The organism is Bradyrhizobium sp. UFLA05-108 (assembly GCF_059803455.1).
Genome location: NZ_JBANAZ010000099.1, coordinates 1 through 26,713, shown reverse-complemented (window position 1 = coordinate 26,713; position 26,713 = coordinate 1). Strand labels below are relative to the sequence as shown.

The window sequence follows — 26,713 nt, the reverse complement described above, 5'->3', positions numbered from 1 at the left end:
TTCGAACAAGGAGATGATCTGAAATGATCTAACAACCACTCATCCTTGACCAAGCCCATACAAGTATTCCAGAGACGGTGATGGGTACGGAGAAGCAGCGGCGTACTGGATGCTCCGGTCAAGCCCGGGCATGACAGCAGAATGCGAGGAGGCAGCCTCCAGATAACCACGAGAACACAAATCAGAGAAACATTTCGGTCAGATCGACCGTCGAGGCATTGCCGATCTGGCCAAAGTGCCTGTCGAGCCAGTTTCGCGCTGCTTCCCGACCCTCGTCGCGCAACCTGCAGAGCAGGCTCCATTCCGGGTGGAATTGCGTCGCAGTTCCGAGCTGCGACATCAACTGATCGTTGCCGATCCAGTGCATGTACATGCGGCTGTGCGTGTCCTTGTCGAGTTCGCCATTGTCGATCAGCTTCGTCGCAAAGGCGATCGCGCGCATCTCGCGCATCAATGACGAGTTGAAGCTGATCTCGTTGATGCGGTGGAGCACGTCCGCCGCGCTCGCCGGCAATTCGTCGCGTCGGATGGCGGTCACTTGCACGATGATGACGTCGTGGCTGCCCTTGCGATAAATCAGGGGGAAGATCGCGGGGTTGCCGAGATAGCCGCCGTCCCAATAATGCTCGCCGTCGATCTCGACGGCCTGAAAATAGGGTGGCAGGCAGGCCGAGGCGAGCACGGCGTCCGCGCTCAAGAGTGGCGTCTGGAACACCTTGATCTTGCCGGTCCGGATATTGGTGGCGTTGAGGAAGAGCTGCGGCGCCTCCGCCGCTGAATTCAGCCTGTCGAAGTCGACGACGCGTTGCAGCAGCGCGCGCAGCGGATTGAAATTGAAGGGATTGAGAACGTTCGGCGGCACCGTGTGAGTCAGGGTGTGGATGAAGGAGTGCACCGGATGATACTCCGGCGGCAGCTTGAGCGCCTGAATCCACTGGTTGAGCGGCGAGAACAGGTCGTACACCATGTCCATACGAGAAACCTCGTACCAGAATTGGTGCAGGTTTTCCCGTGCAGCATCGGCGCCGCCGATCGCCATGCCCGAGGCCATCGCCACGGCGTTCATGGCGCCAGCGCTGGTCGCGCTGATTGCTTCGATGGCGAGCCTTCCATCCTCCAGCACGAGATCGAGCACGCCCCACACAAACGCGCCGTGCGCTCCGCCACCCTGCAGCGCGAAGTTCACGTTCTTCACGTTCTTGCTGCCGTTGCCCCTCACCTTGCCCGCTTCCTCCCTCCCTTCGCTTCACCTTCCAGGGCTTGCTGCACCGCCTTGAACTCGTGCAGCGATGCCCGGTCGGCGCGAGGAAATTGCAGATTGAGCCGCTCGAGCGCGGCGACGATGACGGACCCGATGACGACACGCGCGAACCATTTGTGGTCGGCGGGCACGACATACCAGGGTGCATGGGTCGTCGCGGTGTGCCGGACGATGTCCTGATAGACTGCCTGGTAGCGCGGCCACAGCGCACGCTCCTTGATGTCATCCATCGAGAACTTCCATTGCTTGGAGCGATCCTCCAGCCGGTCGAGGAAGCGCTGGCGCTGCTCCTCCCTGGACAGGTTGAGGAAGAATTTCAGCACCACGGTGCCGTTGCGCGCGAGGTAGCGCTCGAAGGCGGAAATGTCCTCGAACCGCTCGCGCCAGATGTTCCTCGTGACGAGCCCGGGCGGCAGCTTCTCCTTGGCGAGGACCTCCGGATGCACGCGCGTCACCAGGCATTCCTCGTAGTGGGAGCGGTTGAATATCCCGATAAGACCGCGCGCCGGCAGGGCAACGACGTGGCGCCAGAGAAAATCATGGTCGAGCTCGTGGCTGGTCGGCGCCTTGAACGCACGAACCTCGCAGCCCTGCGGATTAATGCCTTCGAACAGCGCCTTGATCGCACTGTCCTTGCCGGCTGCATCCATGCCCTGAATGATGATCAGGACGGACCAGCGGTCCTGCGCGTAGAGCTTCTCCTGGAAATCGGCCAGATGCTGCTTGTTGGCTTCGAGAATCTTCTGTGCCTCGTCCTTGTCGAGACCACCTTTCTCGTCCGTTTTGTGGTCCTTCAGGTGAAACTTGCCCGAACCATCGTAACGGAAGGGCGTGATGAATTCGGCGAGCCCTGCGGCGAGCGTTTTGGAGGGTTTCTTGTTCATGAGCTCGGAGATGGTTTGCGTTGCGGCTTCAATCGTTCGACGAGGCTACCAAGAATGCCCTTCGGGAGGAATATGATGAAGAGGACGAGCAGCACGCCGTAGACGAGGTTGTCCCAGCCGACGGCCCTGGTTCCAAATCCGATGCGCAAGGATTCGGCGAGCAGGATGGTGATGATGGCACCGACCGTCGGCCCCAGTGAGACGAACAGGCCGCCGACGATGGCTGCGAACACCATCTGGAGTGACACCGCGATGCCGCTCACCGTGTCTGGCGTGATGAACATCTGGTACTGGCAATAGATCGCGCCCGCGAGCGCGGTCATCAGCGCGCTGATCAGCGTGATCTTCAGCTTCTCCGCGGTGACGTCGACGCCGGCGGCGGCCGCGGCGTCCTCGTCCTCAGAGATCGCCTCCAGCGCGTAGCGGCTCATGCTGCGGTCGATCGAGTACCAGACCACGAGTCCTGCGACCCAGACCGCAAGCGCGACCAGATACCAGGTGGTCTTGTCATCAAACTGGAGCGCCCAAAGCCTGTTGCCCGTCGCGCGGTTGGGCGTATAGCCGAGCGAGCCGCCGGTCCAGTCGCGCGTGGCGGTAATGACCTGCAGCACGATGCCGGAGAGCGCTAGCGTCACCAGCACGAAATAGTGCCCGGTGATCCGGAAACGGAAGCAGGGATAGCCGACGACAAGCGCGAGCGCTCCGGCCGCGACCATGCTGATGGGAATGCCGATCCAGGGCGACAGTCCCAGATGGTTCCACAACAGCGCCGTGACATAGGCGCCGATCCCCATGAAGCCGCCATGGCCGAGCGAGACCAGGCCAAACCGCCCCATCATCGACCAGGATGTGTAGGCGAACGACCAGATCAGGATCAGCACCAGGATATGCAGGTGATAGGGATCGCGATAGACGAACGGCAGCATGACGAGTGCCGCGAGTCCGAGCGCCCATGCGGCAAGCTGCGCCTGTCTCGTCATCTGCGCCTCGCGAGCAGGCCGGCGGGCCGGATGAACATCATGACGATGAAGAAGGCGAACGCCAGCACGTAGCCCCATTCGAGGTCGGAGAACAGGCCGCCGAGCGAGATGATCTCGGCAAAGACGAAGGAGGCGATGAAGCCACCGATGAAATTGCCGAGCCCGCCGAGCACGCAGATCAAGAAGGTGATCGGCCCGAATGACAGGCCGACAAAGGGATGCACGTCGTATTGCAGCACCAGGAGGCAGGCGGCAAGGCCCGCGAGCGCGCCACCAAGCGCCGAGGTGATGATATACATCCTCTTCGTATCGACGCCCATCAGCGCCATGATCTGGCGGTCCTGGGAGATGGCGCGGATCGCCGTGCCGGTGAAGGTGCGCGTCATGAACAGATAGACCGCGACCATGCCCACCAGCGCTGCGATGAAGGACAACAGCCGGGCATAGCTGAAATTCATGTCGCCGAGCGCGAGCACCGGAAGGCGAATGCCGAGATTGCGGAAATCGATGCCGAACGCGACGGTGGCGAAGCTCTGGAGCACGAACAGCACGCCGCCGGTCGCGAGCAACTGGTTGATCGGCGGCGCGGTCAGCAGCGGTGCGATGACGAGATAATGCAGCGCCGCACCAAGCAGCGCGACCAGCAGGATGGTGAAGGGCGCAGCGATGAAATAACTGAGGCCGTAATACTGAACCAGGAAATACATGGCGTACATGCCGATCATCACGAGCTCGGCGTAACAGATCCAGGTCACGTCGATAACGCCGAAGATCAGGTTCAGCCCGAGCGCGAGCAGCGCCAGCACGCCGCCGAGCAGGATGCCGTTGATCACCGCCTCCAGCAGGTAGATGTCGAAGATATCAAGAAATGCCTGCATGCGCCCGCTCGCCCCTCACACCCCGAGATAAGCTTCCTTGACCGTATCGCTCGCCAGCATCTCAGCCGAGCTGCCGGACGCGCGGATCGACCCGGCCTCGATCAGGTAGGCGCGGTCGACCACGCGCAGCACCTGCTGCACGTTCTGCTCGACGATCAGGACCGTCAGCCCGCGCGCGCGAATGCGCTTCACGAGCTCGAACACCTGCTGCACGACCACCGGAGCGAGGCCCGCGGAGGGCTCGTCAAGCAGCAGGAGCTTTGGATCCGACATCAGCGCGCGCCCGATCGCGCACATCTGCTGCTCGCCGCCAGACATGGTGCCTGCCATCTGATGACGACGCTCCTTCAGGCGCGGAAACAGCTCAAAGACGATCTCGAGCCGCTCGGCATATTTGTGGCGCGCCTCCTTCATGAAGGCGCCCATCTTGAGATTGTCATCGACCGAGAGTTGCGGAAACAGCCGCCGGTTCTCCGGTACATGCGCGATGCCGAGACTGACGATGCGGTGTGCCGGCGTCGCCAGGACATCGACACCCTCCATCTTGATCGATCCGCGCGCGGGGCGGATCAAACCCGAGATCACCCGCATCAGCGTGGTCTTGCCGGCGCCGTTCGGGCCGATCACGCCGACCGCCTCGCCGGCCCTGACCTCTAGATTGGCGCCAAACAGCGCCTGAAAGCTGCCATAGCCGGCGTCGACGGATCGAAGCTCCAGCATGGCCTACCCTCCGGCGCGGCGGCGCGCTTCGGCGGCCGCGGCTTGCGTGGTCTCGGCATCGGTGCCGAGATAGACCTCGATCACCCGCACGTCGCTGGCGACTGCGCTCGGCAGCCCCTCCGAAATCTTCTCGCCGTGGTCGAGCACCATCACGCGATCGACCACGCGCATGAGAACGCCCATGATGTGCTCGACCCAGATGATGGTGATGCCGAGATCGCCGCGGATCTTTCGCAGCATGTCGGCGGCCTGGTCCATCTCGGCATCATCAAGGCCACCGAGGCTCTCATCGGCGAGCAGCAGCTTTGGTCCGGTGGCGAGAGCCTTTGCCAATTCGAGCTTCTTGAGCCCTGCGGCACCAAGGCCATCGACACCAGCATGCCGATCGGTCGGCAGACCAACCATGGCGAGCGCATGCTCGGCGGCCTCCTCGGCCTTGGCGCGGCTGTGTCGGCCTTGCCCGTAATAGCCGGCGAGCGCGACGTTCTCGAAAATCGTCAGGCGGCGGAACGGTCGCGGGATCTGGAAGGTACGGCCGATGCCGCGATTGATGATCCGATGCGGCGCGAGTCCCGCAATCTCGGTCCCGGCGAACACGATCGAACCGGCGGTCGGGGTCAGCGTGCCGGAGAGCATGTTGAAGATGGTGCTCTTGCCAGAACCGTTGGGGCCGATCAGGCCGAGGATCTCGCCCTGGTCGACCCTGAAGGAGACGTTGTTGACGGCCGTGAAGCCGCCAAAACGTTTCACCAGCCCGCGAACTTCCAGCACCGCATCCCTCCGCCGCGTCTCGCGCTACTGGTTGCTGTAGGTGGAGCCCTTCGGCAGCGGCAGCACGGCCTCGCGCTGCGCCTGACTCTTCGGCCACACCACATAGGATTTGTCGTCGAGGTACTGAATCACGACAGGGAACGATCGTTCGTTCTGGCCCGCCATCGGCGTGCCCTCGCCATAGAACTTGACGCCGAAGCCGAGCATGGTGCCCCCTTCGGGAATATCGGTGTCGAGCGCTGCCTTGCGCAGCGCGTCCGCATCGACGCCCCCATATTTCTTGATCGCGCGCGGCAGCACGTCGGCCATGAAGACGTAGGTGTTGGAGGCGCCGATGCCGACATGGGCGGAGCGGATGGCAACGCCCGGCTTGATCTTGTCGAACTCCTCGCCGACCATCTTGATCACGGGCCCGAGCTTCGGATCCATGGTCTTCTGATTGGCGAGCCAGATCGAAATCGGATCGGTGTTGAAGATGTAGTTGGCGTCAGCGCCCATGCCCTCCTTCAGCTTCTCGTAGACGCCGTAGCCCGCACCATGCCCCATCAGCGCGCCGAACTTCAGGCCCTGCTCGCGCGCCTGGCGAAGCAAGAGCGTGATGTCGGGATTGTAGCCGGTGTGGAAAATCACATCGGGCTTGGCGCGCTTGAGCTTCGTCACCAGTGCGGAAAGGTCGGGCGCAGTCGCGGAGTAACCCTCCCTCAGCACGACGTTGAAGCCGGCCTTCCTGGCGCCGGCCTCGTTGCCCTTGGCGACGTCGACGCCGTAGGCGCCGTCCTCGTGGATGATGGCGACGCGCAGGTCCTTGGGCTCCTTGCCGAACTTCGCTTTCGAGTTCTGGGCGATGAAGTCCATCGTCATCATGCCGAACTGGTCGCCGCTCGCCTGCGGGCGAAACACATATTTGTAGTTCTTGTCGGCGAACACGGCGGACGAGATGCAGGTCGTCATCCACATGAACTTCTTCAACTGTTCGACGCGGGCCGCGACCGGAACGCATTGCGCCGAGGAGAAGAAGCCGAGCACCATGTCCACCTTCTCCTGCTCGAGCAGGCGGACGGATTCGTTGATGGCGACGTCGGGCTTACTCTGGGCATCGGCGTAGATGGCTTCGATCTTGTAGCCCTCGACGCCGCTCTTTGCGAACTGGTCGAGGATGATCTTGGCGCCGATATATTCGAGCTCGGAGCCGCCGCCGGCGAGCGGGCCGGTCAGGTCAAAAATCACGCCGATCTTGATCTTCTTCTCCTGAGCCTGGGCAGATGCCGCCAAGCCCAGCGCCGCGATTGCGACCATCAGCCCAAGTACAAAGTGACGTACCAAGCGGGCAGCCATGCGCATGCGCATCAAAACCTCCCTGGACGATTGTGCGTTGCAGTCTTCTTGGTTTTATTTTTTGCCCATCACATGGGCTGGGAGATGCGATGTCAAGCCGAATAGCGTCGCGGGCTTAACGCGTCAGCGCGCGGCGAGCTGCTGCTCGATGAAGGCCGTAACGAAGCGCGGCATGGTCGGCGTCAGATCACTGAGCCCGCGGACCAGGTGAATGCCGGCAAGCTCCGGATGCTCCTGCGCGGCGAGGTTGGCCTCAATCCGGGCGCGGATGGCTTCACCCGGCAGATCCAGGTCCAGGATCCGGATCAGGGCAATCGCGGGGCCTGACACCACGCAATGCCAATGCTCTTCCGCCTGATAGTCGGCAGCCGTGAGCCCGGTCTCCTCCTCGATCTCACGCACCACGCTGCCGGGGATGTCGAGCGAGCCGTCCTTGACGTCATCGAGGTCCGGCGTACCCGACGGAAAGTAGATGCGCCCCGCATTTGCGGTATGCTCGCCCATCACGCCCAGCACGAACGCACCGTCGGAGGCGCGCAGAGCGCCCATGCCAAAGCCGTTGAACACGGCCTTGTCGGGAAAACCCCAGTCGCGCCAGGCGAGAAAGCTGGCGAAATCGGTCTCGAAATAACTCGCAGCGAAACGGTCTTCGGAGAAGACGGGGTCGCGCCCGATCAGAATGCGACCGTTCCATAGCTTGGGCCGTTCGCGCTGCTTTTCGATAAAATGCGCAGCGATCTCGGCGCGCCGTTCCAGTGCGAACGGCCACGCCTGCGTTTCCACGGTGAGATCGAGCGTCGTGATGCGGCGAATGGCAGGAGATGTCATGACATCTGCATATCACCGCTTCGCGTCGATTGCTTGGCAATATTATTTGGAATTCATCCCCGTGGTCTTCTTGGCCTGCTCGACGAACTTGTTGGTGAAGGTCTTGCTGACGTCGATCTTGGCATTCGCAACCTCGGGCGAGCCGACGCTGAACACCGCAAGCACCGCGTCCGCGCCCTTCGGGTCCATCTTGCCGGTCTCCGAGAACATCGGGATCGTGTTCTTCAGCGCGGCGAGATAAAGCTCCTTGTTCTTGCCGACCATCTCCTCCGGCATCTTCGCCATGATGTCTTCCGGCGAGTGCGAATGGATCCAGGCGAGCGTGTTCAGCATCGCGTTGGTCAGCGCCTGCGTCTCCTTCTCGTGGCCGGCGACCCAGGCCGCCGTGGAGTACAGCGCGCCGCCCGGATATTCGCCGCCAAACGTCTCGAGCGTATCCTTCTGCGTGCGGGTGTCGCTGAGGATGCGCAAGTCCTTGTGGCTGCCCTGGAGCACGGTGACGGAGGGATCGAGCATCACGGCCGCATCGATCTGGCCCTGCTCCATGGCAGCGACCGCGGTCGCACCTAGGCCGACGCCGATCACGGCGGTGCCGGCGGGATCGAGGCCGTTCTTCTTCAGGAGATACTTCAGGAAGAAATCGGTCGAGGAGCCGGGCGCGCTGACCCCGACCTTCTTGCCGGCGAGATCCTTCACCGACTTGATCTCGTTGGTATGCGAAGGCGCGACCACCAGCACGAGGCCGGGATAGCGATCATAGACCACGAAGGACTGCAACTCCTGTTTCTTGGCGGCGAGGTTGACGCAATGGTCGAAATAGCCGGAGACGACATCGGCACTGCCGCCGAGCACGGCCTTGAGCGCATCGGAGCCGCCCTTGAGGTCGACGAGGTCGACATTGACGCCGGCCTTCTCGTACTCGCCGAGCTGTTTTGCCAGCACCGTCGGCAGGTAGCACAGGCAGGAGCCGCCGCCGACCGCGATGGTGACCTTGCTCTGCGCCGTGGCAAAGCTGGTGGTGAGCGTGAGCGCGAGCAGCGCGCCCGCGAGCCTGGCAATCGTCTTCTTCATTGGTTTCCTCCGTTCGGCTGGCGGCACATTAGAGCAGCGGGACTGGCTTGAGAAGCACTGGCCAAGACACTGGTCATCGGACTTTCGGCGCAATAGCATGACGGCATAACAACAACCCTTTATCGGGAGAATCATCCATGAACCGCATCGCAATCGCCGTTTCGCTCGTCGCCGCCTTCGCCGCAGGGTCTGGCGTGACCTACCTGCTCCAGCCGGCGTGGGCTGCCGAGAACATCACCGCGCAACTCGTCCACACCGGCGAGATGCAAGGCGATGTGCTCGGGCCTGCGAACGAGGTCGGCTACCGCTCCAAAATGTTCATGGCGGCAGACGGCGCCACCGTCTCGATCCAGGTCGGCAACGTGCCCAAGCATCTGCATCCCAACACCAACGAGATCCAGTACATCCTGGACGGGTCCGGGACGATCTGGCTCGGCGACAAGGAGGTGACGGTGAAGCCCGGCGACCTCGTGATCATCCCGAAGGGGACGCCGCATGGCGGCACCAAGCCGATCAGCGGACAGGTCAAGGCGATCGCGATCAAGACACCGCCGCAGGCGCCCGACGACACCAAGCTGCTGGACTGAGCCAGCGAGGCTCACACGCATGTCCGGGCCCGCATCCCTGCGCGGGTCCGGCAACGATCGCACCATCCCTAGCCTCGCCCGTCCGCGGCCGTCGGACGCCACACGAGAAGCCGACGCTCCACCATCGTCACGGCCATGTCGATCAGGAGGACGAAGGCCGACAGCACGAACATCCCTGCAAACACGCCGGCGACGTCGAACACGCCTTCGGCCTGCTGAATCAAATAGCCGAGGCCTGCGGCAGAGCCGAGATATTCGCCGACGACGGCGCCGACCACGGCAAATCCGACGGAGGTGTGCAGCGAAGAGAACATCCACGACAGCGCCGAGGGCCAATAGACGTGCCGCATCAATTGCTGCTCGCTCATGCCGAGCATGCGGCCATTGTCCAGCACCGTACGGCTGACCTCCTTGACGCCCTGATAGACGTTGAAGAACACGATGAAGAACACCAGCGTCACCCCGAGCGCGACCTTGGACCAGATGCCGAGGCCGAGCCACAGCGCGAAGATCGGTGCGAGCACCACGCGCGGCAGGGCATTGACCATCTTGACGTAGGGATCGAACACGGCTGCGACCAGCGGCTGCCGCGCGAACCAGAAGCCGACCAGCACGCCGCCGAGTGAGCCGATCACGAAGGCCAGGATCGACTCCCATAGCGTGATCCAGAGATGCTTCCAGATCACGCCGCTCGCGAACCATTTGACGATCTGGCTGAACACGTCGGCCGGGTTGGAGAAGAAGAACGGCGGCAGCAGGATCTTTCCGAACACCGGAACGGTAGAGAGCACCTGCCAGAGCACGATCGCGACCACGGCGACCAGAAATTGCAGCGAGAGCAGCGTGAGGCGCGACATCAGACCGCCTCCGCCTGGGTGGATTGTGCGTAACCCTTCATCACCTCGTCCTTGAGCACGCTCCAGATCTCGCGATGGAGGGCGTGAAACTCCTTGTCCAGCCGCACCTCGAAAATGTCGCGCGGGCGTGCAAGCTCAACGCGCCAGTCGCCGATGATGCGCGAGAACGGCCCCGCCGACATGATCACGACGCGGTCGGCGAGTGCGATCGCCTCCTCCAGATCATGGGTGACGAACAGCACCGCCTTGCGGTCGGCACTCCAGAGTTCGAGCAGGAGATTGCCCATGACCTGCCGGGTCTGGGCATCGAGCGGGCCGAACGGCTCGTCCATCAGCAGGATTTTTGGATCCCGGATGAGCACCTGCGCCAGCGCCACGCGCTTGCGCTGGCCGCCGGAGAGCATGTGCGGGTAGCGGCCCGCGAAAGCGCCGAGCCCGACCGAGGTCAGCCATTTTTGCGCGCGCGCAAGGGCCTCCGGGCGAGGCGTGCCCTTGATCTCGAGACCGATTGCGACGTTGTCGATGGCCGTCTTCCACGGGAACAGCGCATCGGCCTGGAACAAATAGCCGGCGTCCTTGTTGAGGGCGGCGAGCGGCCGGTCGAACACCTTGACACTGCCGGCGGCGGGCTTCAGCAGCCCCGCGGCGACGTTGAGCAGTGTGGATTTGCCGCAACCAGTCGGGCCGACTATGGCGACAAACTCGCCCTGGCCGACCGTCAGCTGCGCCTCTTCCACCGCCGTATAGACGCGCCCGTCACCAAGCCGAAATGCGACTTTCGTATCCTCGAGCGCCACCGCCGTGGGCGTTGCCATCTGTCAATTTCCTCCCGGATCTTGGCGGATGCCTTAGCCGCTTGCGCCGGCAAGTTCAATTGAGCGGCCAAGCGTGGTACGCATGCGGGGTCGCGTCCATCAAATCTCCCATTGCGGGAGTGTAGGGCTGGGTCCGTACCGATGACCTCCAAACCCGTGATCGGCTATGCGCATGTCGCGAAAAACTTCGGCCCGGTCGTGGCCGTGGACGGCGTTTCGCTCGACGTCGCCGAGGGCGAGTTTCTGGCCATCGTCGGCAGCTCCGGCTCAGGCAAGACCACGCTGCTGCGGCTGACCAACCGGCTGATCGAGGCCGACCATGGCACGATCACGGTTGAGGGCGAGGATATCGGCCGCATCGACCCGGTCGCGCTGCGGCGGCGCATCGGCTATGTCTTCCAGAGCGGCGGGCTGTTTCCGCATTTGAGCGTCGCGGACAACATCGGCATCACGCCGAAGCTGCTGGGCACTCCACAGGGAGAGATCGCCGCGCGAGTGGATGAGCTGCTCGATCTGGTGCGGCTCGACCGTACCCAGCATCGCGATCGATTGCCGCAAGACCTGTCCGGCGGGCAGCGCCAGCGCGTCGGGGTGGCGCGGGCACTCGCCGCGCGTCCACGCATCGTGCTGATGGACGAGCCGTTCGGCGCGCTCGATCCCCTGACCCGCGACGCGCTCGGAGAAGACTATCGCGCGCTGCATCACAAGCTCGGCCTCACCACGGTCATGATCACCCATGACATGACGGAAGCAATCCTGCTTGCCGACCGCATCGCGGTCATGCGCGCCGGGAGGCTGCTCGCGCAGGGCACGCCTGCGGAGCTCGGCCGAAGCGACGACGCCTATGTGCTGGAGCTGTTGCGCACGCCGCGGCGCCAGGTCGCGCGATTGAACGAGCGGCTGCCGCAGGGTGGTATGGCATGAGCCAGATCTCCGATCCGCGCTGGGGCGAGGCGCTGTCGCATCTGCCGGACTATCTCGGCAGCCATGTGCGGGTGAGCCTTGCCGCACTCGCGCTTGGGCTCATCGTGAGCCTGCCGCTCGCGATCCTGTGCCGCAACCGCCCGGTAGCGCGCAACATATTGCTCGCGCTCGCGAGCATCGTCCAGACCGTGCCGGGGCTGGCGCTGCTCGCGCTGTTCTATCCGCTCCTTCTGCTCTTGGCCTCCGTGACACTCGCCTGGTTCGGCGCTTCCTTCTCGGCCTTCGGCTTCCTGCCGGCGATGCTGGCGCTGGCGCTCTATTCCATGCTGCCGGTGCTGCGCAATGGCATCACCGGCTTGAACGGCATCGATCCTGCCCTGCTTGAAGCGGCCCAAGGCGTCGGCATGACGCCGCGACAATCGCTTGTCATGGTCGAGCTGCCGCTGGCACTGCCGGTGATGATGGCGGGCATCCGCACCGCCGCTGTCTGGGTGATTGGTACCGCAACATTGTCGACGCCGATCGGGCAGACCAGCCTCGGCAACTACATCTTCGCCGGCCTGCAAACACAGAACTGGGTGTTCGTTTTGTTCGGCTGTTTTGCCTCGGCCGTTCTGGCCCTTGCGGTCGACCAATTGCTCGGCCTGATCGAAACCGGCCTGCGTAATCGCAGCCGCCTGCGCACGACGCTCGGCGGCGTCGGGATTGCAGCGCTGGTCGCCGCGACGCTGGTGCCCTCGCTCGGACGCTCCTCGCCGGCTTACGTCGTCGGCGCCAAGACATTCGCCGAGCAATACGTGCTTTCGGCCCTGATCCGGGATCGCCTGGCGGCGGCAGGCCTGCCCGCAACGACGCGCTCGGGCCTCGGCTCGAACGTCGCCTTCGAGGCGCTGAAGGCCGGCGACATCGATCTCTATGTCGACTATTCCGGCACGCTCTGGGCCAATCAGTTGCACCGCACGGATATCAAGCCGCGCAAGGAGCTGATTGACGAGCTGAAGGCAGCGCTCGCCAAACAGAATATCACACTGCTCGGCGAGCTCGGCTTCGAGAACGCCTATGCGCTGGTGATGCCGCGCAAGCGCGCCGAGGCGCTCGGCATTCACTCTGTCGCCGATCTCGCGGCGCATGCGTCAGGCCTGTCGATTGCCGGCGACTACGAGTTCTTCTCGCGTCCGGAATGGGCCGCGTTGCGCGATGCCTACGGGCTCGCGTTCCGCGCCCAGCGGCAGATGCAGCCCGATTTCATGTATGCTGCCGTCGCGAGCGGTGAGGTCGACGTGATCGCGGGCTACACCAGCGACGGACTGATCGCGAAATACGACCTCGTGGCGCTCGACGATCCCAAGAACGCGATCCCGCCTTACGACGCCATTTTGCTGCTCGCCCCGAAGCGCGCCGGCGATGAGCGGCTCAAGTCCGCGCTAAAACCGCTGCTCGATCGGATCGACATCGCCGACATGCGCGAAGCAAATCTGCGCGCCAGCGGCAACGATGCGAATTCGTCGCCCGACGTGGTGGCGAAGTGGCTGTGGGAGAAGGTGGGGAAGAGGTAGGCACGGTGGCACAATGGCTCCATGCGCATCTACCCGCACCGTCGCCCTTCGAGGCTCGCCCAGCGGCGCGCTCGCGCCGCAAGGCTCGCACCTCAGGGTGACGGCGAGAAACCGTCGCTCGGGCGAGCAAGGCTACAGCCCGTGGATCATTCCGGCGTTGATCAGCAGGCGGTTGAGGCGTCGTGCTTCCTGACCGTCCTTGCAGCCATAGAAGATGCCCTTGCAGCGTAGCATGACGTCCTTCTGCGCGGCGAAGGACGGGTCGAGCGGAATACCGGCGGCTTCCTGGATCACCAGCGGCAAATAGGCACCGTCGATCGTGTCCATCACGGCATCGCTTCTCACCGGCTCGAAGTTGATGGCGTCGATGGCATAGTAGGTGGCATAAAGACGCGGATCATAGTCGTCGAGCTTCTTGCCGAGGCTGCCTTCATCGAGCCCGGGCTCGAGGATCTGCGGCGCGAATTCCGGCTGATGATCGCCATAGCGCACGATCAGGAACGGCTCATTCGGAAACTTCTTCTGCAGGCCGGCCAGAAAGGCCTGGTACTGCTCGGCACTCATCGCCTGCCGGCGCAGATATTCGTCGATCGACGGTGTATTGCCCGGCGCGCGCCAGCCCGGCATCAGATCGGGACGGAAACGCGTTTCCCAGGGGAAATGATTGGCGCCGAGATAGATGAAGCTGAGCAGCGGCTTGTTCGGCGGTTGCTGGCCCATCAACTGCAGCGCCTTGTCGTAGAAAAAGGAATCCGGCTCGACGTCCTTCGCGCCGAGGTCCTTCGCATCATAGAAGCGCTCGATGCCCGTCGTTATCTGGAAGCTGCGCGCGCTCATGAAAGCGCCGTAGGCCGGATAGAGCGACATCGTGTCGTAGCCGCAGCGGCGCAAGCTGAGCGGCAGACCGCGCTCGACCCGGCCCGAAGCGATGCGCGTCACGAAATAGGCGAAACGGCCGAAGGAGCGCGACGACAGGCCGGCGAGCACGTTGTATTCGGTGAACCAGCTCGGTCCGCCATTGCTCTCGGCGAGGAAGGTACGCTGCTTGCCGTCCCAGGATTTGAAATGGCTGCCATAGCCAGGCGGCACCTTGACGCCTTGCGCGGCGCGGATGTCGAAACTGGATTCATCATGGATCATGATGATGTTCGGCCGCCGCCCCGCAGGGTGGCAGGCATCGACCAGCGGCACGTTGAGATGCTCGCCGGTAGACGCGGCCGACTCCATGAAGCCGTATTGCATGAAGTCGGAGACCGCAGTGACGCCGGAGCGGAAGAATTTTGAGAGATAGCCGTCGTCGTAATAGCCGCGCCAGGCTTCGTCCGGATGATAGAGCGAATAGCCGACCAGCGCGGCGAGGCAGGCGAGCTTGCAGGCAAACGCCGGCAGACGGCGGATGCGGAACGGATCGAGCCACCACAGCGCATACATCAGCGGCAGGATGACGAGGCAGGCGCCGATCACCGACCAGCGCAGGTTCGGGAAGATCGTGAACAGGAAGGCGACGGTGTCGCGGTCGATCATCATCAGGTCGATGAAGTTGACCGTCATCTGCACGACGTCGTGCTTGAGCCGCGACAGCAGCACCAGCACCACGACCATGGTCAGCGACAGCGCGCCAGACAACGCGGGGCGGCGGAGCAGCGTGATCCAGAAGAAGTTGAGGATGCCCCAGGCAAGCGCAAAGCCGAGGCGCGAGCTGAAATCGGTCTCGGTCTCGTACATCAGCGCGAGCGCGGCCAGATGCGGCGCGGCGACGGCGAGCAGGCGCCAGATGCCGATCGCGGCAACGCTCGCCAGGACGGCGGTGGCGGCGGAAGGACCTGGGTTGGGCGCGGACGCCATCGACGATACGCTGAACACGCTCCGGCGCGGTGATGCCAAGCCATCTGGCCAGCCTGCTGGCGGCCAGAGCGTCCGACGCTGCCGGTGAGCGCCGTGTCATAAAACTGTAACGGAACAGTCATCGGCAGGCAACGCGACCTGCCGTCCGACCTTCGCTTAATATTAGCGGGCGGCAGATGCACGCCGCGCGCCCTACTCTATCCCCTCACCCTGAGGAGCCTGCGAAGCAGGCGTCTCGAAGGCGAGGCCAGGATTTGCAGCCGGGCCTCTATGGTTCGAGACGGCGCTGCGCGCCTCCTCACCATGAGGGTTGGACAGCGTCAGCTGCTCCGCGTGGCCTTCGCGATACCGGTGATGAAGACGTCGATCACCGCTTCGGCCATCCTCTCGATCTCGCCCTCCTCCACGCCCCAGCGCGGGAAATGACCGTCGAGATTCATCCGGGCGAAACCGTAGACCAGGGCGCGGGCGGCGATCTGGATCGGCTTCAGCTCGCCCTGTCGCAGCAGTCCCTGCTCAGCAGCATCACCCAGCATGCGCTCGGTCAGCGCCATCAGCTCGGCATTGTCGCGGGTGAGTTCGGGCGAACTGCCATGGGCGAAGTAGCGCCCTGTCGAGATGATCTCGAAATGGGCAGGGTTGCGCATCGCCCAACGCAAATAGGCAAGGCCAAAGGCACGTAAGCGAGCGAGCGGATCGGCCGGCGGCGCCTGGGCCAGTCCCGCATCGATCTCTGCACGAAACCGGCGCTGTGCCTCCTCCGCCACCGCCGCCATCAGCGCGTCGCGGTTGGGAAAATGCCGGAACGGCGCCCCCGGTGACACCGCCGCACGCCGCGCCGCCTCGCGAACGGAGACCTCGCCGCCCTCGGCCGCCAGTTGCAGCGCAGCATCGATCAGCACGCGGCGGAGATCGCCGTGATGGTAGGGCCGCGCTTGGGTGGCGCGCGAGCGGCGCCTTGAGAGCTCACGGGCGGGCATCAAAAACTCCTAGCATCACCCGAACGTGAATGTAAGCAGCGATTACACGGTTGACCAAAACAGACCCACCAAATGTAATCGATGATTACATAACGGAGGAGACCATCTCATGGCGCAACGTCAAAGCTGGTTCGAGGCTTGGCGCCTGGTCGCCCTGCTCAGCCTGAGCCTGATCGCGCTCAGCCTCTGGATCGCCGCGATGCGGCAGTTCGAGATCGAGGGCGTGCGGATGGCGATACGCTTTACGGCGCGCAGCTCGCTCCTCCTGTTCTGCCTCGCCTTCAGCGCCGCCGCCCTGGTGCGGCTCTGGCCGAACGGCTGGACGCGCTGGCAGCGCCGCAACCGGCGTTATCTCGGCCTCGGCTTCGCCGTCTCCCACGGCCTCCACGCGGTTGCGATCGTCTCCCTCGCCAAGATGGATCCGGCCGGCTTTGCGACCGCGAGCTCGGCCGCATCCTACCTCTTCGGCGGGATCGGCTACGCCATCATCGTCGCGATGGCGGCGACCTCCTTCGACCGCACGGCCGACCTGCTCGGCCCCCGTGCCTGGCGCACCCTGCACCTCGTCGGCGGCTACTATCTCTGCTTCCAGTTCATGGTCTCGTTCGCCAAGCGCGTGCCGGCGATGCCACTCTATGCGGCCTTCCTCGTCCCCCTCCTCGCCGTGATCGCACTGCGGCTGATCGCGATGGCCGCGACCTCACGCCCGAGTCCGGTCGCCCCCGTCTAGTGTCCGCGGTTCGCATCTTCGATAGCCAGCAAGAATATCGATCAGACGTCAGCTCTTAACATGATGTGCCACGCGAAGTCGTCTTCGTGCATTCATGCGAATGATCACGATGCGGATGAAGAGACGAATCTTAGACTCTGAAGTCGCTGAGTTTTTGTGGGACTGGAGAGGCGGCGCAAACGCCTAAGAAACAGCGCGAGATCAAGAATGTGCTTTAAGCGTCAGTTCTTGGTCTTCAGGCTGCGCTTCAACATCGAAGAATTTGAATGAAGCACCAGCGCTTGGCGCTGAAGAGGAAAGCGCGAGATCGCAGCTAGCGATCTCGCGCCGGTTGTAGTCGCGAAGGTTTAAGATTTGGTTTGGCGAACGAGAGTGCGTCACTTGCTCGTCTCTCGTGTCCCGGACGCGGTGCAGCGCGCAAGCGGTGCACCGCAGAGCCGGGACCTATGGACCCCGGATCAGCAGCGCACCGCTTCGCACTGCGCTGCGTCCGGGGAACGCAAACCTCAGTTCTTCGACTTGTCGACCAGCGCGCCCTTCTTGATCCAGGGCATCATGTCGCGGAGCTTCGCGCCGACTTCCTCGATCGGATGCGCGGCGAGCTTGGCGCGGGTCGCCTTGAACGAGGTCTGGTTGACCTTGTTCTCGAGCATCCAGTCGCGCGAGAACTTGCCGGACTGGATGTCGTTGAGAACCCGCTTCATCTCCTTCTTGGTCTCGTCGGTGATGATACGCGGGCCGGTGACGTACTCGCCGTACTCGGCGGTGTTGGAGATCGAGTAGTTCATGTTGGCGATGCCGCCTTCATAGATCAGGTCGACGATCAGCTTCACCTCGTGGAGGCATTCGAAATAGGCCATCTCGGGCGCGTAGCCCGCTTCGACCAGGGTTTCGTAGCCGCCCTTGATCAGCTCGACCAGGCCGCCGCAGAGCACCACCTGCTCGCCGAACAGATCGGTCTCGCACTCTTCCTTGAAGGTGGTCTCGATGATACCGGCGCGGCCACCGCCGACCGCCGAAGCGTAGGAGAGGCCGAGGTCATGGGCATTGCCCGAGACGTCCTTGGCGATCGCGATCAGACAGGGCACGCCGCCGCCGCGCTGATACTCCGAGCGCACGGTGTGGCCGGGGCCCTTCGGGGCGATCATCAGCACGTCGAGGTCGGCGCGCGGGTCAAGCAGGTTGAAATGGACGTTGAGGCCGTGGGCGAAGACGAGGGCGGCGCCCTTCTTCATGTTGCCGTGCAGGTGCTCGCGGTAGATGTCGCCCTGGAGCTCGTCCGGGGTCAGCATCATGACGAGGTCGGCCCATTTGGCGGCCTCGGCGACTTCCATCACCTTGAAGCCGGCGGCTTCCGCCTTCTTGACCGAGCCCGAGTCCTTGCGCAGCGCAATCGCCACCTCCTTGACGCCGGAGTCCTTCAGGTTGAGCGCATGGGCGTGGCCCTGGCTGCCATAGCCGACGATGGCGACCTTCTTGCCCTTGATCAGGTTCAGGTCGGCGTCGCGATCGTAATAAACACGCATAGTCGTTTCCTCATTGAGGGCCGAAAATCGGCCAATGGTCAGGGTCCGAAGGTGAAATTTGCGGATTTCGGGGGCTGTCTAGAGCATTTTCCGCCCCGAAGGAAACCCGTTTCTGCATGGAAATCCGCGACATCATGCATCCATGAAAACGGGGTAGAGAGAGGCAAGCAGCAGGATCGCCATCACGATATTGAAGGCGCGGACCAGCCGCTCGGAGGTCAGGACCGGACGGAGCGCGCTTCCGAACAGGGCCCAGACAACGGTCGAGACCGTGCCGACAATCAGGCTGATCACGGTCTGGATGGCGATATTGATCGGGAATTGGGCAATCGCCGCATAGGCGGTGATGGTGCCGATGACGATGACCCAGCCCTTGGCGTTGATCCACTGGAACATGGCCGCGCCCAGGAAGGTCATCGGGCCGCGCCCGTTGTCCTCGCCCGGCCTCGTCGGGCCCGAAAGGGCGATCGCGGCCGCCAGATAGATCAGGTAGGCGGCGCCGGCATATTTCAGGATGGTCTGGAGGATCGGATAGGCCAGAAAGACAGTCCCCAGCCCCAGACCGACGGTCGCGACCATGAAAGCGAAGCCGATGGTGATCCCGGCGATGTGCGGAATGGTGCGGCGGAAGCCGTAGGTCAGGCCTGACGACAGCAGCATGATGTTGTTTGGCCCGGGCGTGAAGTACATCACGACCGCAAAGACGATGAAGGCATAGAGAAGCGACTGCGACATCCGTACCTCACGCTGTCTTTGGCAGGACTTGCGAGCGCCTGGCCAGCAGCATCACCGCGATGCCACCGATCACGGTCAGCATGCCGGCGAGCCGCAGGGGTCCGAACCGTTCACCGAACACGACGCTGGAGGCGGTCGAGCCGACGAAGGGCACCAGCAGCGCGAACGGCACGACCTGCGCAGCCGGATAGTCGCGCAGCAGCCGGCCCCACAGCCAATAGGCGATGCTGGTCGAGATGCCGCCGAGCGCCAGCATGCAGAGGACTGACGTCAGCGACATCTGCGTCAGCGCTTGCCAGGTCGGCACGGGACCATTGACGATCAGCGCCAGCGCGAACAGCGGCACCGCCGACGTCAGGCACAACCAGGCGAACAGGTCGAACATCGGCACGCCGCGGGCGCCGCGCAACAGAAGATTGCCAATCGCGAAAGAAATCGGCGAGATCATCAGCACCGCAAAGGCGCTGACGCTGAAATCATAGCCGACGGTGCCGCAGATCAAGAGAAGGCCGACCGCGGCAATGGCAATGCCCAGCGTCTGCGCCGCCGTCGGCCGTTCGCCGAAGGCGAGCACGGCGAAGCCGATGGTGAACAGCGCCTGGCTCTGCACGACGACGCTCGTGAGCCCCACCGGCACGCCATGGGCGATGCCATAGGCCTGAGACAAAAACTGGCCGAGGAACAGCGTGAAGCTGATCGCGATCAGGAGCGGCCAGGCGATCTTCGGCTTGCGGATGAACAGGCAGGGCACGGCGGCGATCGAAAAGCGCAGCGCTGTCATCAGTTCCGGTGACAATTCGTCGAGCGCCAGCCGGCTCGCCACGAAGGCAAGTCCCCAGACGATCGCCACCATGACGGCGATGAGGATGTCGGCCGGCTTCATTGTTGTTCTTCGGGGCTCTGTTCCGTTGCGTGTTCTTGTCGTTCAGCCTTGCTCGCCGGCGCTTACGTGGAAGGGATGGGTTTGCGCAGCAGATAGGTGCCGTGCATCGGCGCGTGGTAGTCGGCCGAGACCAGCGTGAAGCCGACATCAGTCAGCATCCGCTCCATCACCCAGCCGAAGGTGGAATATTCGTCGCGCATATGCGTGACGACGCTCTCGCGCGAAAACTCGTGGTTCTTGATCTGGAAATCGGCCCATTGCTCGACGTCCCGCTCGGCCGCATCCGGCATCGAAACGAAGACGATGTCGCGCAAATAGAAGCTCGCGCCCGGCTTCAGCGCGCGATAGATGCGCGACAGCGCCACTGCCTTCCAGAAATCCGGCAGATGATGCAGCGTGAACTCGCTGACGATCAGGTCGTAGGATTCGGGCCGGTAGGCAAAGCTGAGCAGGCCCGCCGACTGCGTCGCGACCTTGGCCTTGCGGTCGCGGGCATAGATCTCGGCCAGCGCCAGCATCGCCGGCGAAATATCGATGGCGTCGACCTCGGCACCCATCAGCGCGCCTTCCGTCGCGAGCACGCCGTTGCCGCAGCCGATGTCGGCGACACGCCAGCCGCGCTGTACGCCGAGCATTTTCAACGCGGCGCGCGCGCGCAGATCGGCGTCATCGTGGTTGTCGTAGATCGAGGCGACCGCGGGCTCGATGCCCATCCGGTTGCGTTCGTTGTAGTACCAGTCGCGCGCCAGCATGGTTCACATCCCTTCAGGCCCGCGACCGATCGCGGCAACCCCCGTGCGCGACACCTCGACAAGGCCGATGGGACGCATCAGGTCGATAAACTGGTTGATCTTGTCCGTATTGCCGGTGATCTCGAACACAAAGCTCTCGGTGGTGGCGTCGATCACGCGTGCGCGGAAGGCGTCCGCCAGCCGCAGCGCCTCGACGCGATGCTCGCCCTCCCCGCGCACCTTCACCATCGCGAGTTCGCGCTCGATCGAGCGCCGGGTCTGCGTCATGTCGACGACGCGATAGACCGGGATCATGCGGTCGAGCTGGTGCTTGATCTGCTCGATCACCATCGGCGTGCCCGTGGTGACGATGGTGATGCGCGACAGATGTTTTTGGGCTTCGGTCTCGGAAACCGTGAGGCTCTCGATGTTGTAGCCGCGACCCGAGAACAGGCCGATGACGCGGGCGAGCACGCCGGGCTCGTTCTGCACGAGCACCGAGAGCGTATGCGTCTCGTTGGGGTCGTGGCGGTCCTCGAGGAAATAGGCGGATGCGGGCTGGTTCATTGTCGTCCCCTCAGAATGTCTCTCTCGTCATGCCCCGCGAAGGCGGGGCATCCAGTAATCACCGGCGCCTGAGATTCCCACGACCGCCACGGCGTACTGGATCGCCCGGTCAAGCCGGGCGATGACCGCAGTGTTGTTGCGCCGGCTCGCATCATGCGACCACCTTCTGGCCCGGCGGCGCATCCGCCATGACCCACTGCTTGAACAGATCGAAATCGATATTGCCGCCGGACAGCACGAGACCCACTCGTCTGCCCGCGAGTTTGCTCTTCTCCTGCAGCGCAGCCGCAAGTGCTGCCGCGCCGGCGCCCTCGGCGAGATTGTGCGTGTCGGTCCAATAGGCGCGGATCGCCGTGCCGACCTCGTCGTCGGTGACCTGCACGATGCGCGAGGCGCCCTTGCGGATGACTGCGAGCGCGTCCGCGTCGGGGATGCGCGTCGCCATACCGTCGGCGAGCGTGTTGCTGGTCTCCGTCGTCACGACCGTGCCGGCCGCAAACGACAGCGCGTATGACGGCGCCTCCGTCGACTGCACGCCGACGATCTCGGTCTTTAGCCCGAGCAGGTCGCGCGCCATGATGCAACCGCAGATGCCGGAACCCTGGCCGATCGGCACGTAGAGAATGTCGAGGTCAGGTGCGGCCCGGAACAACTCCAGCGCATAGGTCGCAACGCCGAGCACGAGATCCGGATGGAATGACGGCACCATGTGCAAGCCAGCGAACTGCGCACGGCGCTCGGCCTCCTCGCGGGCGGCCTGAAAGTCCTCGCCGTGCTCGACGAGCTCAGCGCCAAAGGCTTTCATCGCACGGTTCTTCTCGACCGAGTTGCCGCGCGGCACGTAGATCACCGCGGGCACGCCGTGGCGGCTCGCGGCAAACGCCAGGCTCTGCCCGTGATTGCCGCGCGTCGCCGAGATGATGCCGGGCGTGTTCGGCCGCTCGCGCTTCAGCCGCTCGAGATAGACGAGCCCGCCGCGCACCTTGAAGGCGCCGATCGGTGTGTGATTCTCATGCTTGACCACGACACGGGTACCGAGTCGCTCAGCGAGCAGCGGCCAGGCATGCGCCGGCGTCGCCGGCACCGCCTGCCCCACGATCGCATGTGCGCGTTCGAGCTCCTTCAGGTCGAACATCGCATCACACCAGTGCCTTGCCGCCGGCGAACGCGACTGCGGTGGCCTCGTCATTGGCCTGCTCCGGCAACAGCATCTCGTTGTGCGCCTTGCCGGAGGGGATCATCGGGAAGCAGTTTTCGAGCGCCGCGACGCGGCAGTCGAACAGCACCGGGCGCTTGACCGAGATCATCTCCTTGATCGCGCCATCGAGATCGGCGGGCTTGTGCGCCTGGATGCCGACGCCGCCATAGGCTTCCGCGAGCTTGACGAAATCCGGCAGCGCTTCGGAGTACGAATGCGACAGCCGGTTGCCGTGCAGGAGTTGCTGCCACTGCCTCACCATGCCCATGTACTGGTTGTTCAGGATGAAGATCTTGATCGGCAGCTCGTACTGCACGGCCGTCGACATCTCCTGGATCGTCATCTGCACCGAGGCGTCGCCCGCGATGTCGACGACGAGGCTGTCCGGGTGGGCCACCTGCACGCCGACCGCGGCCGGCAGACCGTAGCCCATGGTGCCGAGACCGCCGGACGTCATCCAGCGATGCGGCTCATCGAAGCCGAAGAACTGCGCCGCCCACATCTGGTGCTGGCCGACCTCGGTAGTGATGTAGACGTCCTTGCCGCGCGTCAGCTCGAACAGGCGCTGGATCGCGTGCTGCGGCAGGATGACGTCGTTGTTCTTCCTGAAGTACAGCGAATTGCGCGCACGCCATTGCGCGATCTGCTGCCACCACGGTTTGATGTCGGGCTTCCTCGCCTCGGCCTTGAACACCTGGAGGATGTCGCCGAGGATATTGCCGCAGTCCCCGATGATCGGAACATCGACGCGGATGTTCTTGTTGATCGAGGACGGATCGATGTCGATGTGGATCTTCTTCGAGCCAGGGGAGAACGCATCGACCCGGCCGGTGATGCGGTCGTCGAAGCGCGCGCCGACGCACAGCATGACGTCGCAGTCATGCATGGTCATGTTGGCCTCATAGGTGCCGTGCATGCCGAGCATGCCGAGCCAGTTCTTGCCCGACGCCGGATAGGCGCCCAGGCCCATCAGCGTCGAGGTGATCGGGAAACCGGTGACCTCGACCAGCTCGCGCAACAGTTTTGAGGCCTCAGGGCCGGAATTGATCACGCCACCGCCCGAATAGATCACCGGACGCTTGGCATTGGCGAGCAGCGAAACGGCCTTGCGGATCTGCATCGCGTCGCCCTTCACGCGCGGCGCGTAGGAGACGTGCACGTCGGACTTGCGCGGCGGATGGTAGGTGCCGGTCGCGAACTGCACGTCCTTCGGCACGTCGACCAGCACCGGGCCCGGTCGCCCCGAGGTCGCGACGTAGAACGCCTCGTGCAGCACCTTGGCAAGATCGTTGACGTCGCGGACCAGCCAGTTGTGCTTGGTGCAGGGGCGCGTGATGCCGACGGTGTCGCATTCCTGGAACGCGTCATTGCCGATCAGGTGGGTCGGCACCTGCCCGGTGATGCAGACCAGCGGGATCGAATCCATCAGCGCATCCGTCAGCGGCGTCACCATGTTGGTGGCGCCGGGGCCGCTAGTCACCAGCACGACGCCCGGCTTGCCGGTCGAGCGCGCATAGCCTTCGGCGGCGTGGCCCGCGCCCTGCTCATGCCGGACCAGGATGTGCTGGATCTCGCTCTGTTGGAAGATCTCGTCATAGATCGGAAGCACCGCGCCGCCGGGATAGCCGAAAATATCCGTCACGCCATGATCGATGAGCGCGCGCACGATCATCGCGGCGCCGGTCATCTGGTTCGGATCGTGGCTGTTGTCGGTCATTGGCTTGCTCCGGATGCGCTGTTGTCAGCGGCTTCTTCGAGGTCTGGTTCGGGAAATAAAAAAGGGCCCCAAGAGGCCCCATGCGCACCGCTCGGTTTTGGATGGCCGCTAGCCATCCCCGGCGATGCGCCTGGGTACGACGACGATAAGGAGTTTGGTAATAATGTTACGCATGAGGTCGGCCCGGCTTCCCAAAGGTTGCGCGAACCATAGCGGCCAAAGCCCGGATGTCAAGGCAATGTGGCCGTTTTCGCGCGATTTCGAGAAGTGTAGCGGCGTTCCGGCGGTTCGGCGAGAGGGAATTTACGACGAAAGCGCAAAAGGTCGTCGTTCCCGGGGCGCTCGCGCTGTGCGCGCCCCCGGAACGACGACCGAGCGAGGCGCCTCACTCCGCCCTCACGGCAGCGGCCAGCCACCCCATCGCCTGCTCCGGCTTCACCCATTCGAACTCGGGCAATTGATGCCGGAACCAGGTGAACTGGCGCTTGGCGTAATGGCGGGTGTCGGCTTGGCTGATCGCGGCCGCCTCGTCCAGGCTGATCTCGCCACGGACGTGCCGGATCAGCGTGGGCACGCCGTGGGCCTTCATCGCCGGCAACAGCGGATCGAGTTCTCGCGCGGCAAGCAATTCGACCTCGTTGAGCGCGCCGGCGCCGAGCATGGCCTCGAAGCGGGCATCGATGCGGGCATAGAGCTCATCGCGCTCTGGGGCGAGGAACAGGGCGTTGAAACTGTCCTTGGGCAGCAGCGGCGGCTGGCCCTCGCGATGCCAGTCGAGCAGCGAGCGGCCGGTCGCCTCGATCACTTCGAGCGCGCGAGCGATGCGGGTGCGGTCGCGCACATTCAGCCGTCCAGCGGCGGTAGGATCACGGCCTGCGAGTTCCGCGTGCAGCGCTTCGACGCCGCCCTGCTCGAGCCGCGCGCGCACGCCCTCGCGCACCTCGGGCCGGATCGGCGGCACCGTCGAGAGGCCCCTCGTCAGCGCCTTGAAATAAAGCCCGGTGCCGCCGATGAAGATCGGCAGGCGGCCTTGCGCCCGCGCCTCGGCCAGCGCTGCCGCCGCATCCGCGAGCCAGGCACCGGCCGAAAAATTCACGGCCGCGTCGACATGGCCATAGAGACGGTGCGGGACCTGCGCCTCCTCGTCCCGCGTGGGGCGGGCCGTGATGACACGCAGATCGCGATAGACCTGCATGGAATCGGCATTGATCACGATGCCGCCGGCGTTCAGGGCAAGCTCGAGCGCCAGCGCCGACTTGCCGCTGGCGGTCGGGCCTGCGATAAGCACGGCCTTGCTCACTTGCCCCTCGCGCACGAAAACCTCAAATGTCCCTCGTCGCCACGCTGATCTGCAACCCCGATAATCCCGCGCTCGACTCTACCATCGTCGACGGCGCGCGTGCCGTGCTGCCCTCGGCCGCGCCTGCACACTGGCTGTTCGACGGGGTTGCGGTCGACATACCCTTCGGCGCGCAGGATAACCTCGAAGGCGATCGTCACGCCATTGAACAACGGTTGCGCGAGCTGCGCGGCGACCTGCCGATCGACATCGTCGTGCAACCTGTCGGCTTCCGGCGCAAGAGACTTTTTCTCGCCGACATGGATTCCACCATGATCGGCCAGGAATGCATCGACGAGCTCGCCGATGTCGTTGGGGTCAAGGCGCACGTCGCAGCCATCACCGAGCGTGCGATGCGCGGCGAGATCGAGTTCGAGCCGGCCCTGCGCGAGCGCGTCGCGCTGCTGAAGGACCTGCCGGTCGGCGTCGTCGACGATGTCCTCGCCAAGCATATCACGCTGACGCCGGGCGGCCGCGAACTGGTCGCGACCATGCGCGCCCACGGCGCCTATACCTGTCTCGTGTCCGGCGGCTTCACGCTGTTCACCAACGCGGTCGCCGCGAAAATCGGCTTCCAGGAGAACCGCGCCAACGAGCTGATCGTGCGCGACGGCAAGTTCACCGGCGAAGTGAAGGAGCCGATCCTAGGCCGCGCGGCAAAACTCGCGACGCTGGTCGACCTGATGGAGGCGTTCGATCTCGACGACATCGATACGCTGGTCGTTGGCGACGGCGCCAACGATCTCGCGATGATCCAGGCGGCGGGGCTGGGTGTCGCCTACCACGCCAAGCCCGCCGTGGCGGCTGCGGCGGCCGCGCGGATCGATCATGGCGATCTCACCGCACTGCTCTATGCGCAGGGATACAAGCGCGACGAGTTCGTCGAATCCTGACGTCTGCTCCGACGTCACCGCGAATGCGGGCGATCCAGATGCTATGGGGTAAGCGGCGACTGGGGTAAGCGGCGGTGAGGGTGTGGACACCCCTCGAACGCC

Annotated in this window: 25 protein-coding genes and 1 pseudogene; 5 read left to right on the top strand and 21 right to left on the bottom strand. The window is 64.0% G+C overall.

The genetic code is table 11. The features are described from left to right. Positions 1-181: 181 nt before the first annotated feature. From SO140_RS41770 to SO140_RS41730, 9 genes and pseudogenes are all read right to left on the bottom strand, one after another. Complete coding sequence (locus tag SO140_RS41770) at positions 182-1,219, bottom strand: patatin-like phospholipase family protein (protein ID WP_449383736.1); 1,038 nt, start codon at positions 1,217-1,219, stop codon at positions 182-184. Then, positions 1,216-2,145, bottom strand: coding sequence for a polyphosphate kinase 2 family protein (locus SO140_RS41765; RefSeq protein ID WP_449383735.1), 930 nt, complete (start codon positions 2,143-2,145; stop codon positions 1,216-1,218). Before SO140_RS41765 ends, SO140_RS41770 begins: the two co-directional genes overlap by 4 nt. Continuing rightward, positions 2,117-3,125: pseudogene (locus SO140_RS41760) on the bottom strand (branched-chain amino acid ABC transporter permease); the annotation flags it as partial. The pseudogene SO140_RS41760 and the gene SO140_RS41765, both read right to left, overlap by 29 nt. Then, on the bottom strand, positions 3,122-4,003 hold the full coding sequence (locus tag SO140_RS41755; protein WP_449383734.1) for a branched-chain amino acid ABC transporter permease: 882 nt from the start codon (positions 4,001-4,003) through the stop codon (positions 3,122-3,124). The gene SO140_RS41755 and the pseudogene SO140_RS41760, both read right to left, overlap by 4 nt. A gap of 15 nt (positions 4,004-4,018) precedes the next feature. Further along, positions 4,019-4,723 (bottom strand): ABC transporter ATP-binding protein, encoded by a 705-nt coding sequence (locus tag SO140_RS41750; RefSeq protein WP_449383733.1) that lies wholly within the window; start codon positions 4,721-4,723, stop codon positions 4,019-4,021. Positions 4,724-4,726: 3 nt separating this feature from the next. After that, on the bottom strand, positions 4,727-5,494 hold the full coding sequence (locus SO140_RS41745; RefSeq protein ID WP_449383732.1) for an ABC transporter ATP-binding protein: 768 nt from the start codon (positions 5,492-5,494) through the stop codon (positions 4,727-4,729). Between the two features lie 24 nt (positions 5,495-5,518). Further along, entirely contained in the window at positions 5,519-6,841 is a 1,323-nt protein-coding gene (locus tag SO140_RS41740; RefSeq protein ID WP_449383731.1) for an ABC transporter substrate-binding protein, read from the bottom strand. Positions 6,842-6,952: 111 nt separating this feature from the next. After that, positions 6,953-7,657: an NUDIX hydrolase gene (locus SO140_RS41735; protein ID WP_449383730.1), complete on the bottom strand. Its 705-nt coding sequence runs from the start codon at positions 7,655-7,657 to the stop codon at positions 6,953-6,955. 42 nt (positions 7,658-7,699) lie between these two features. Next, positions 7,700-8,728 (bottom strand): ABC transporter substrate-binding protein, encoded by a 1,029-nt coding sequence (locus tag SO140_RS41730; RefSeq protein WP_449383729.1) that lies wholly within the window; start codon positions 8,726-8,728, stop codon positions 7,700-7,702. A 137-nt stretch (positions 8,729-8,865) separates the two neighbouring features. Between SO140_RS41730 and SO140_RS41725 the strand changes: the two genes are divergently transcribed. Beyond that, a complete protein-coding gene (locus tag SO140_RS41725) occupies positions 8,866-9,315 on the top strand; it encodes a cupin domain-containing protein (protein WP_449383728.1) in 450 nt (149 codons plus the stop codon). Between the two features lie 68 nt (positions 9,316-9,383). Here the strand turns inward: SO140_RS41725 and SO140_RS41720 are convergent, their stop codons facing one another. Together SO140_RS41720 and SO140_RS41715 are read right to left on the bottom strand one after the other, a co-directional pair. Further along, positions 9,384-10,172 (bottom strand): ABC transporter permease, encoded by a 789-nt coding sequence (locus SO140_RS41720; protein WP_449383727.1) that lies wholly within the window; start codon positions 10,170-10,172, stop codon positions 9,384-9,386. After that, positions 10,172-10,987 carry an ABC transporter ATP-binding protein gene (locus SO140_RS41715; RefSeq protein WP_449383726.1) on the bottom strand — a complete coding sequence of 272 codons (816 nt, stop codon included), beginning with the start codon at positions 10,985-10,987 and terminating at the stop codon, positions 10,172-10,174. Before SO140_RS41715 ends, SO140_RS41720 begins: the two co-directional genes overlap by 1 nt. Positions 10,988-11,128: 141 nt before the next feature. Here SO140_RS41715 and SO140_RS41710 point away from each other — a divergent pair, with 141 nt between their 5' ends. After that, on the top strand, positions 11,129-11,911 hold the full coding sequence (locus SO140_RS41710; protein WP_449383725.1) for an ATP-binding cassette domain-containing protein: 783 nt from the start codon (positions 11,129-11,131) through the stop codon (positions 11,909-11,911). Further along, positions 11,908-13,467: a glycine betaine ABC transporter substrate-binding protein gene (locus SO140_RS41705; RefSeq protein WP_449383724.1), complete on the top strand. Its 1,560-nt coding sequence runs from the start codon at positions 11,908-11,910 to the stop codon at positions 13,465-13,467. The genes SO140_RS41710 and SO140_RS41705 overlap by 4 nt, the downstream gene beginning before the upstream one ends. 132 nt (positions 13,468-13,599) lie before the next feature. On the opposite strand, the gene SO140_RS41700 is transcribed toward SO140_RS41705, so the two are convergent. Further along, entirely contained in the window at positions 13,600-15,312 is a 1,713-nt protein-coding gene (locus tag SO140_RS41700; RefSeq protein ID WP_498543965.1) for a sulfatase-like hydrolase/transferase, read from the bottom strand. Positions 15,313-15,632: 320 nt separating this feature from the next. Next, the gene (locus SO140_RS41695) at positions 15,633-16,214 is read right to left on the bottom strand and encodes a TetR/AcrR family transcriptional regulator (RefSeq protein WP_449383722.1); all 582 of its coding nucleotides are present in this window, start codon (positions 16,212-16,214) and stop codon (positions 15,633-15,635) included. A gap of 187 nt (positions 16,215-16,401) precedes the next feature. Between SO140_RS41695 and SO140_RS41690 the strand changes: the two genes are divergently transcribed. After that, positions 16,402-17,022 (top strand): hypothetical protein, encoded by a 621-nt coding sequence (locus SO140_RS41690; protein WP_449383721.1) that lies wholly within the window; start codon positions 16,402-16,404, stop codon positions 17,020-17,022. Positions 17,023-17,528: 506 nt separating this feature from the next. On the opposite strand, the gene ilvC is transcribed toward SO140_RS41690, so the two are convergent. From ilvC to miaA, 8 genes are all read right to left on the bottom strand, one after another. After that, positions 17,529-18,548, bottom strand: coding sequence for a ketol-acid reductoisomerase (gene ilvC / locus SO140_RS41685; protein WP_449383720.1), 1,020 nt, complete (start codon positions 18,546-18,548; stop codon positions 17,529-17,531). 132 nt (positions 18,549-18,680) lie between these two features. After that, positions 18,681-19,283 carry a LysE family translocator gene (locus SO140_RS41680; protein ID WP_449383719.1) on the bottom strand — a complete coding sequence of 201 codons (603 nt, stop codon included), beginning with the start codon at positions 19,281-19,283 and terminating at the stop codon, positions 18,681-18,683. A gap of 7 nt (positions 19,284-19,290) precedes the next feature. Beyond that, on the bottom strand, positions 19,291-20,166 hold the full coding sequence (locus SO140_RS41675; protein WP_449383718.1) for an EamA family transporter: 876 nt from the start codon (positions 20,164-20,166) through the stop codon (positions 19,291-19,293). A gap of 62 nt (positions 20,167-20,228) precedes the next feature. After that, positions 20,229-20,918 carry a class I SAM-dependent methyltransferase gene (locus SO140_RS41670; protein WP_449383717.1) on the bottom strand — a complete coding sequence of 230 codons (690 nt, stop codon included), beginning with the start codon at positions 20,916-20,918 and terminating at the stop codon, positions 20,229-20,231. Between the two features lie 3 nt (positions 20,919-20,921). Further along, positions 20,922-21,464 (bottom strand): acetolactate synthase small subunit, encoded by a 543-nt coding sequence (gene ilvN, locus SO140_RS41665; RefSeq protein WP_449383716.1) that lies wholly within the window; start codon positions 21,462-21,464, stop codon positions 20,922-20,924. A 151-nt stretch (positions 21,465-21,615) separates the two neighbouring features. Next, positions 21,616-22,599 carry a threonine dehydratase gene (locus tag SO140_RS41660; protein WP_449383737.1) on the bottom strand — a complete coding sequence of 328 codons (984 nt, stop codon included), beginning with the start codon at positions 22,597-22,599 and terminating at the stop codon, positions 21,616-21,618. Positions 22,600-22,603: 4 nt separating this feature from the next. Further along, positions 22,604-24,379 (bottom strand): acetolactate synthase 3 large subunit, encoded by a 1,776-nt coding sequence (locus tag SO140_RS41655; protein WP_449383715.1) that lies wholly within the window; start codon positions 24,377-24,379, stop codon positions 22,604-22,606. Between the two features lie 385 nt (positions 24,380-24,764). Then, positions 24,765-25,694: a tRNA (adenosine(37)-N6)-dimethylallyltransferase MiaA gene (gene miaA, locus SO140_RS41650; RefSeq protein WP_449383714.1), complete on the bottom strand. Its 930-nt coding sequence runs from the start codon at positions 25,692-25,694 to the stop codon at positions 24,765-24,767. Between the two features lie 11 nt (positions 25,695-25,705). On the opposite strand from miaA, the gene serB reads away from it, so the two are divergent. Further along, entirely contained in the window at positions 25,706-26,611 is a 906-nt protein-coding gene (gene serB, locus SO140_RS41645; protein WP_449383713.1) for a phosphoserine phosphatase SerB, read from the top strand. Positions 26,612-26,713 lie beyond the last annotated feature (102 nt).

What these genes read in the sequence shown, in the direction of transcription:
- SO140_RS41765 (WP_449383735.1), bottom strand. Translation starts at nt 2,145, where the DNA reads ATGAACAAGAAACCCTCCAAAACGCTCGCCGCAGGGCTCGCCGAATTC.
- SO140_RS41755 (WP_449383734.1), bottom strand. Translation starts at nt 4,003, where the DNA reads ATGCAGGCATTTCTTGATATCTTCGACATCTACCTGCTGGAGGCGGTG.
- SO140_RS41750 (WP_449383733.1), bottom strand. Translation starts at nt 4,723, where the DNA reads ATGCTGGAGCTTCGATCCGTCGACGCCGGCTATGGCAGCTTTCAGGCG.
- SO140_RS41740 (WP_449383731.1), bottom strand. Translation starts at nt 6,841, where the DNA reads ATGCGCATGCGCATGGCTGCCCGCTTGGTACGTCACTTTGTACTTGGG.
- SO140_RS41735 (WP_449383730.1), bottom strand. Translation starts at nt 7,657, where the DNA reads ATGACATCTCCTGCCATTCGCCGCATCACGACGCTCGATCTCACCGTG.
- SO140_RS41730 (WP_449383729.1), bottom strand. Translation starts at nt 8,728, where the DNA reads ATGAAGAAGACGATTGCCAGGCTCGCGGGCGCGCTGCTCGCGCTCACG.
- SO140_RS41725 (WP_449383728.1), top strand. Translation starts at nt 8,866, where the DNA reads ATGAACCGCATCGCAATCGCCGTTTCGCTCGTCGCCGCCTTCGCCGCA.
- SO140_RS41720 (WP_449383727.1), bottom strand. Translation starts at nt 10,172, where the DNA reads ATGTCGCGCCTCACGCTGCTCTCGCTGCAATTTCTGGTCGCCGTGGTC.
- SO140_RS41715 (WP_449383726.1), bottom strand. Translation starts at nt 10,987, where the DNA reads ATGGCAACGCCCACGGCGGTGGCGCTCGAGGATACGAAAGTCGCATTT.
- SO140_RS41710 (WP_449383725.1), top strand. Translation starts at nt 11,129, where the DNA reads ATGACCTCCAAACCCGTGATCGGCTATGCGCATGTCGCGAAAAACTTC.
- SO140_RS41705 (WP_449383724.1), top strand. Translation starts at nt 11,908, where the DNA reads ATGAGCCAGATCTCCGATCCGCGCTGGGGCGAGGCGCTGTCGCATCTG.
- SO140_RS41700 (WP_498543965.1), bottom strand. Translation starts at nt 15,312, where the DNA reads ATGGCGTCCGCGCCCAACCCAGGTCCTTCCGCCGCCACCGCCGTCCTG.
- SO140_RS41690 (WP_449383721.1), top strand. Translation starts at nt 16,402, where the DNA reads ATGGCGCAACGTCAAAGCTGGTTCGAGGCTTGGCGCCTGGTCGCCCTG.
- ilvC (WP_449383720.1), bottom strand. Translation starts at nt 18,548, where the DNA reads ATGCGTGTTTATTACGATCGCGACGCCGACCTGAACCTGATCAAGGGC.
- SO140_RS41680 (WP_449383719.1), bottom strand. Translation starts at nt 19,283, where the DNA reads ATGTCGCAGTCGCTTCTCTATGCCTTCATCGTCTTTGCGGTCGTGATG.
- SO140_RS41675 (WP_449383718.1), bottom strand. Translation starts at nt 20,166, where the DNA reads ATGAAGCCGGCCGACATCCTCATCGCCGTCATGGTGGCGATCGTCTGG.
- SO140_RS41670 (WP_449383717.1), bottom strand. Translation starts at nt 20,918, where the DNA reads ATGCTGGCGCGCGACTGGTACTACAACGAACGCAACCGGATGGGCATC.
- ilvN (WP_449383716.1), bottom strand. Translation starts at nt 21,464, where the DNA reads ATGAACCAGCCCGCATCCGCCTATTTCCTCGAGGACCGCCACGACCCC.
- SO140_RS41660 (WP_449383737.1), bottom strand. Translation starts at nt 22,599, where the DNA reads ATGTTCGACCTGAAGGAGCTCGAACGCGCACATGCGATCGTGGGGCAG.
- SO140_RS41655 (WP_449383715.1), bottom strand. Translation starts at nt 24,379, where the DNA reads ATGACCGACAACAGCCACGATCCGAACCAGATGACCGGCGCCGCGATG.
- serB (WP_449383713.1), top strand. Translation starts at nt 25,706, where the DNA reads ATGTCCCTCGTCGCCACGCTGATCTGCAACCCCGATAATCCCGCGCTC.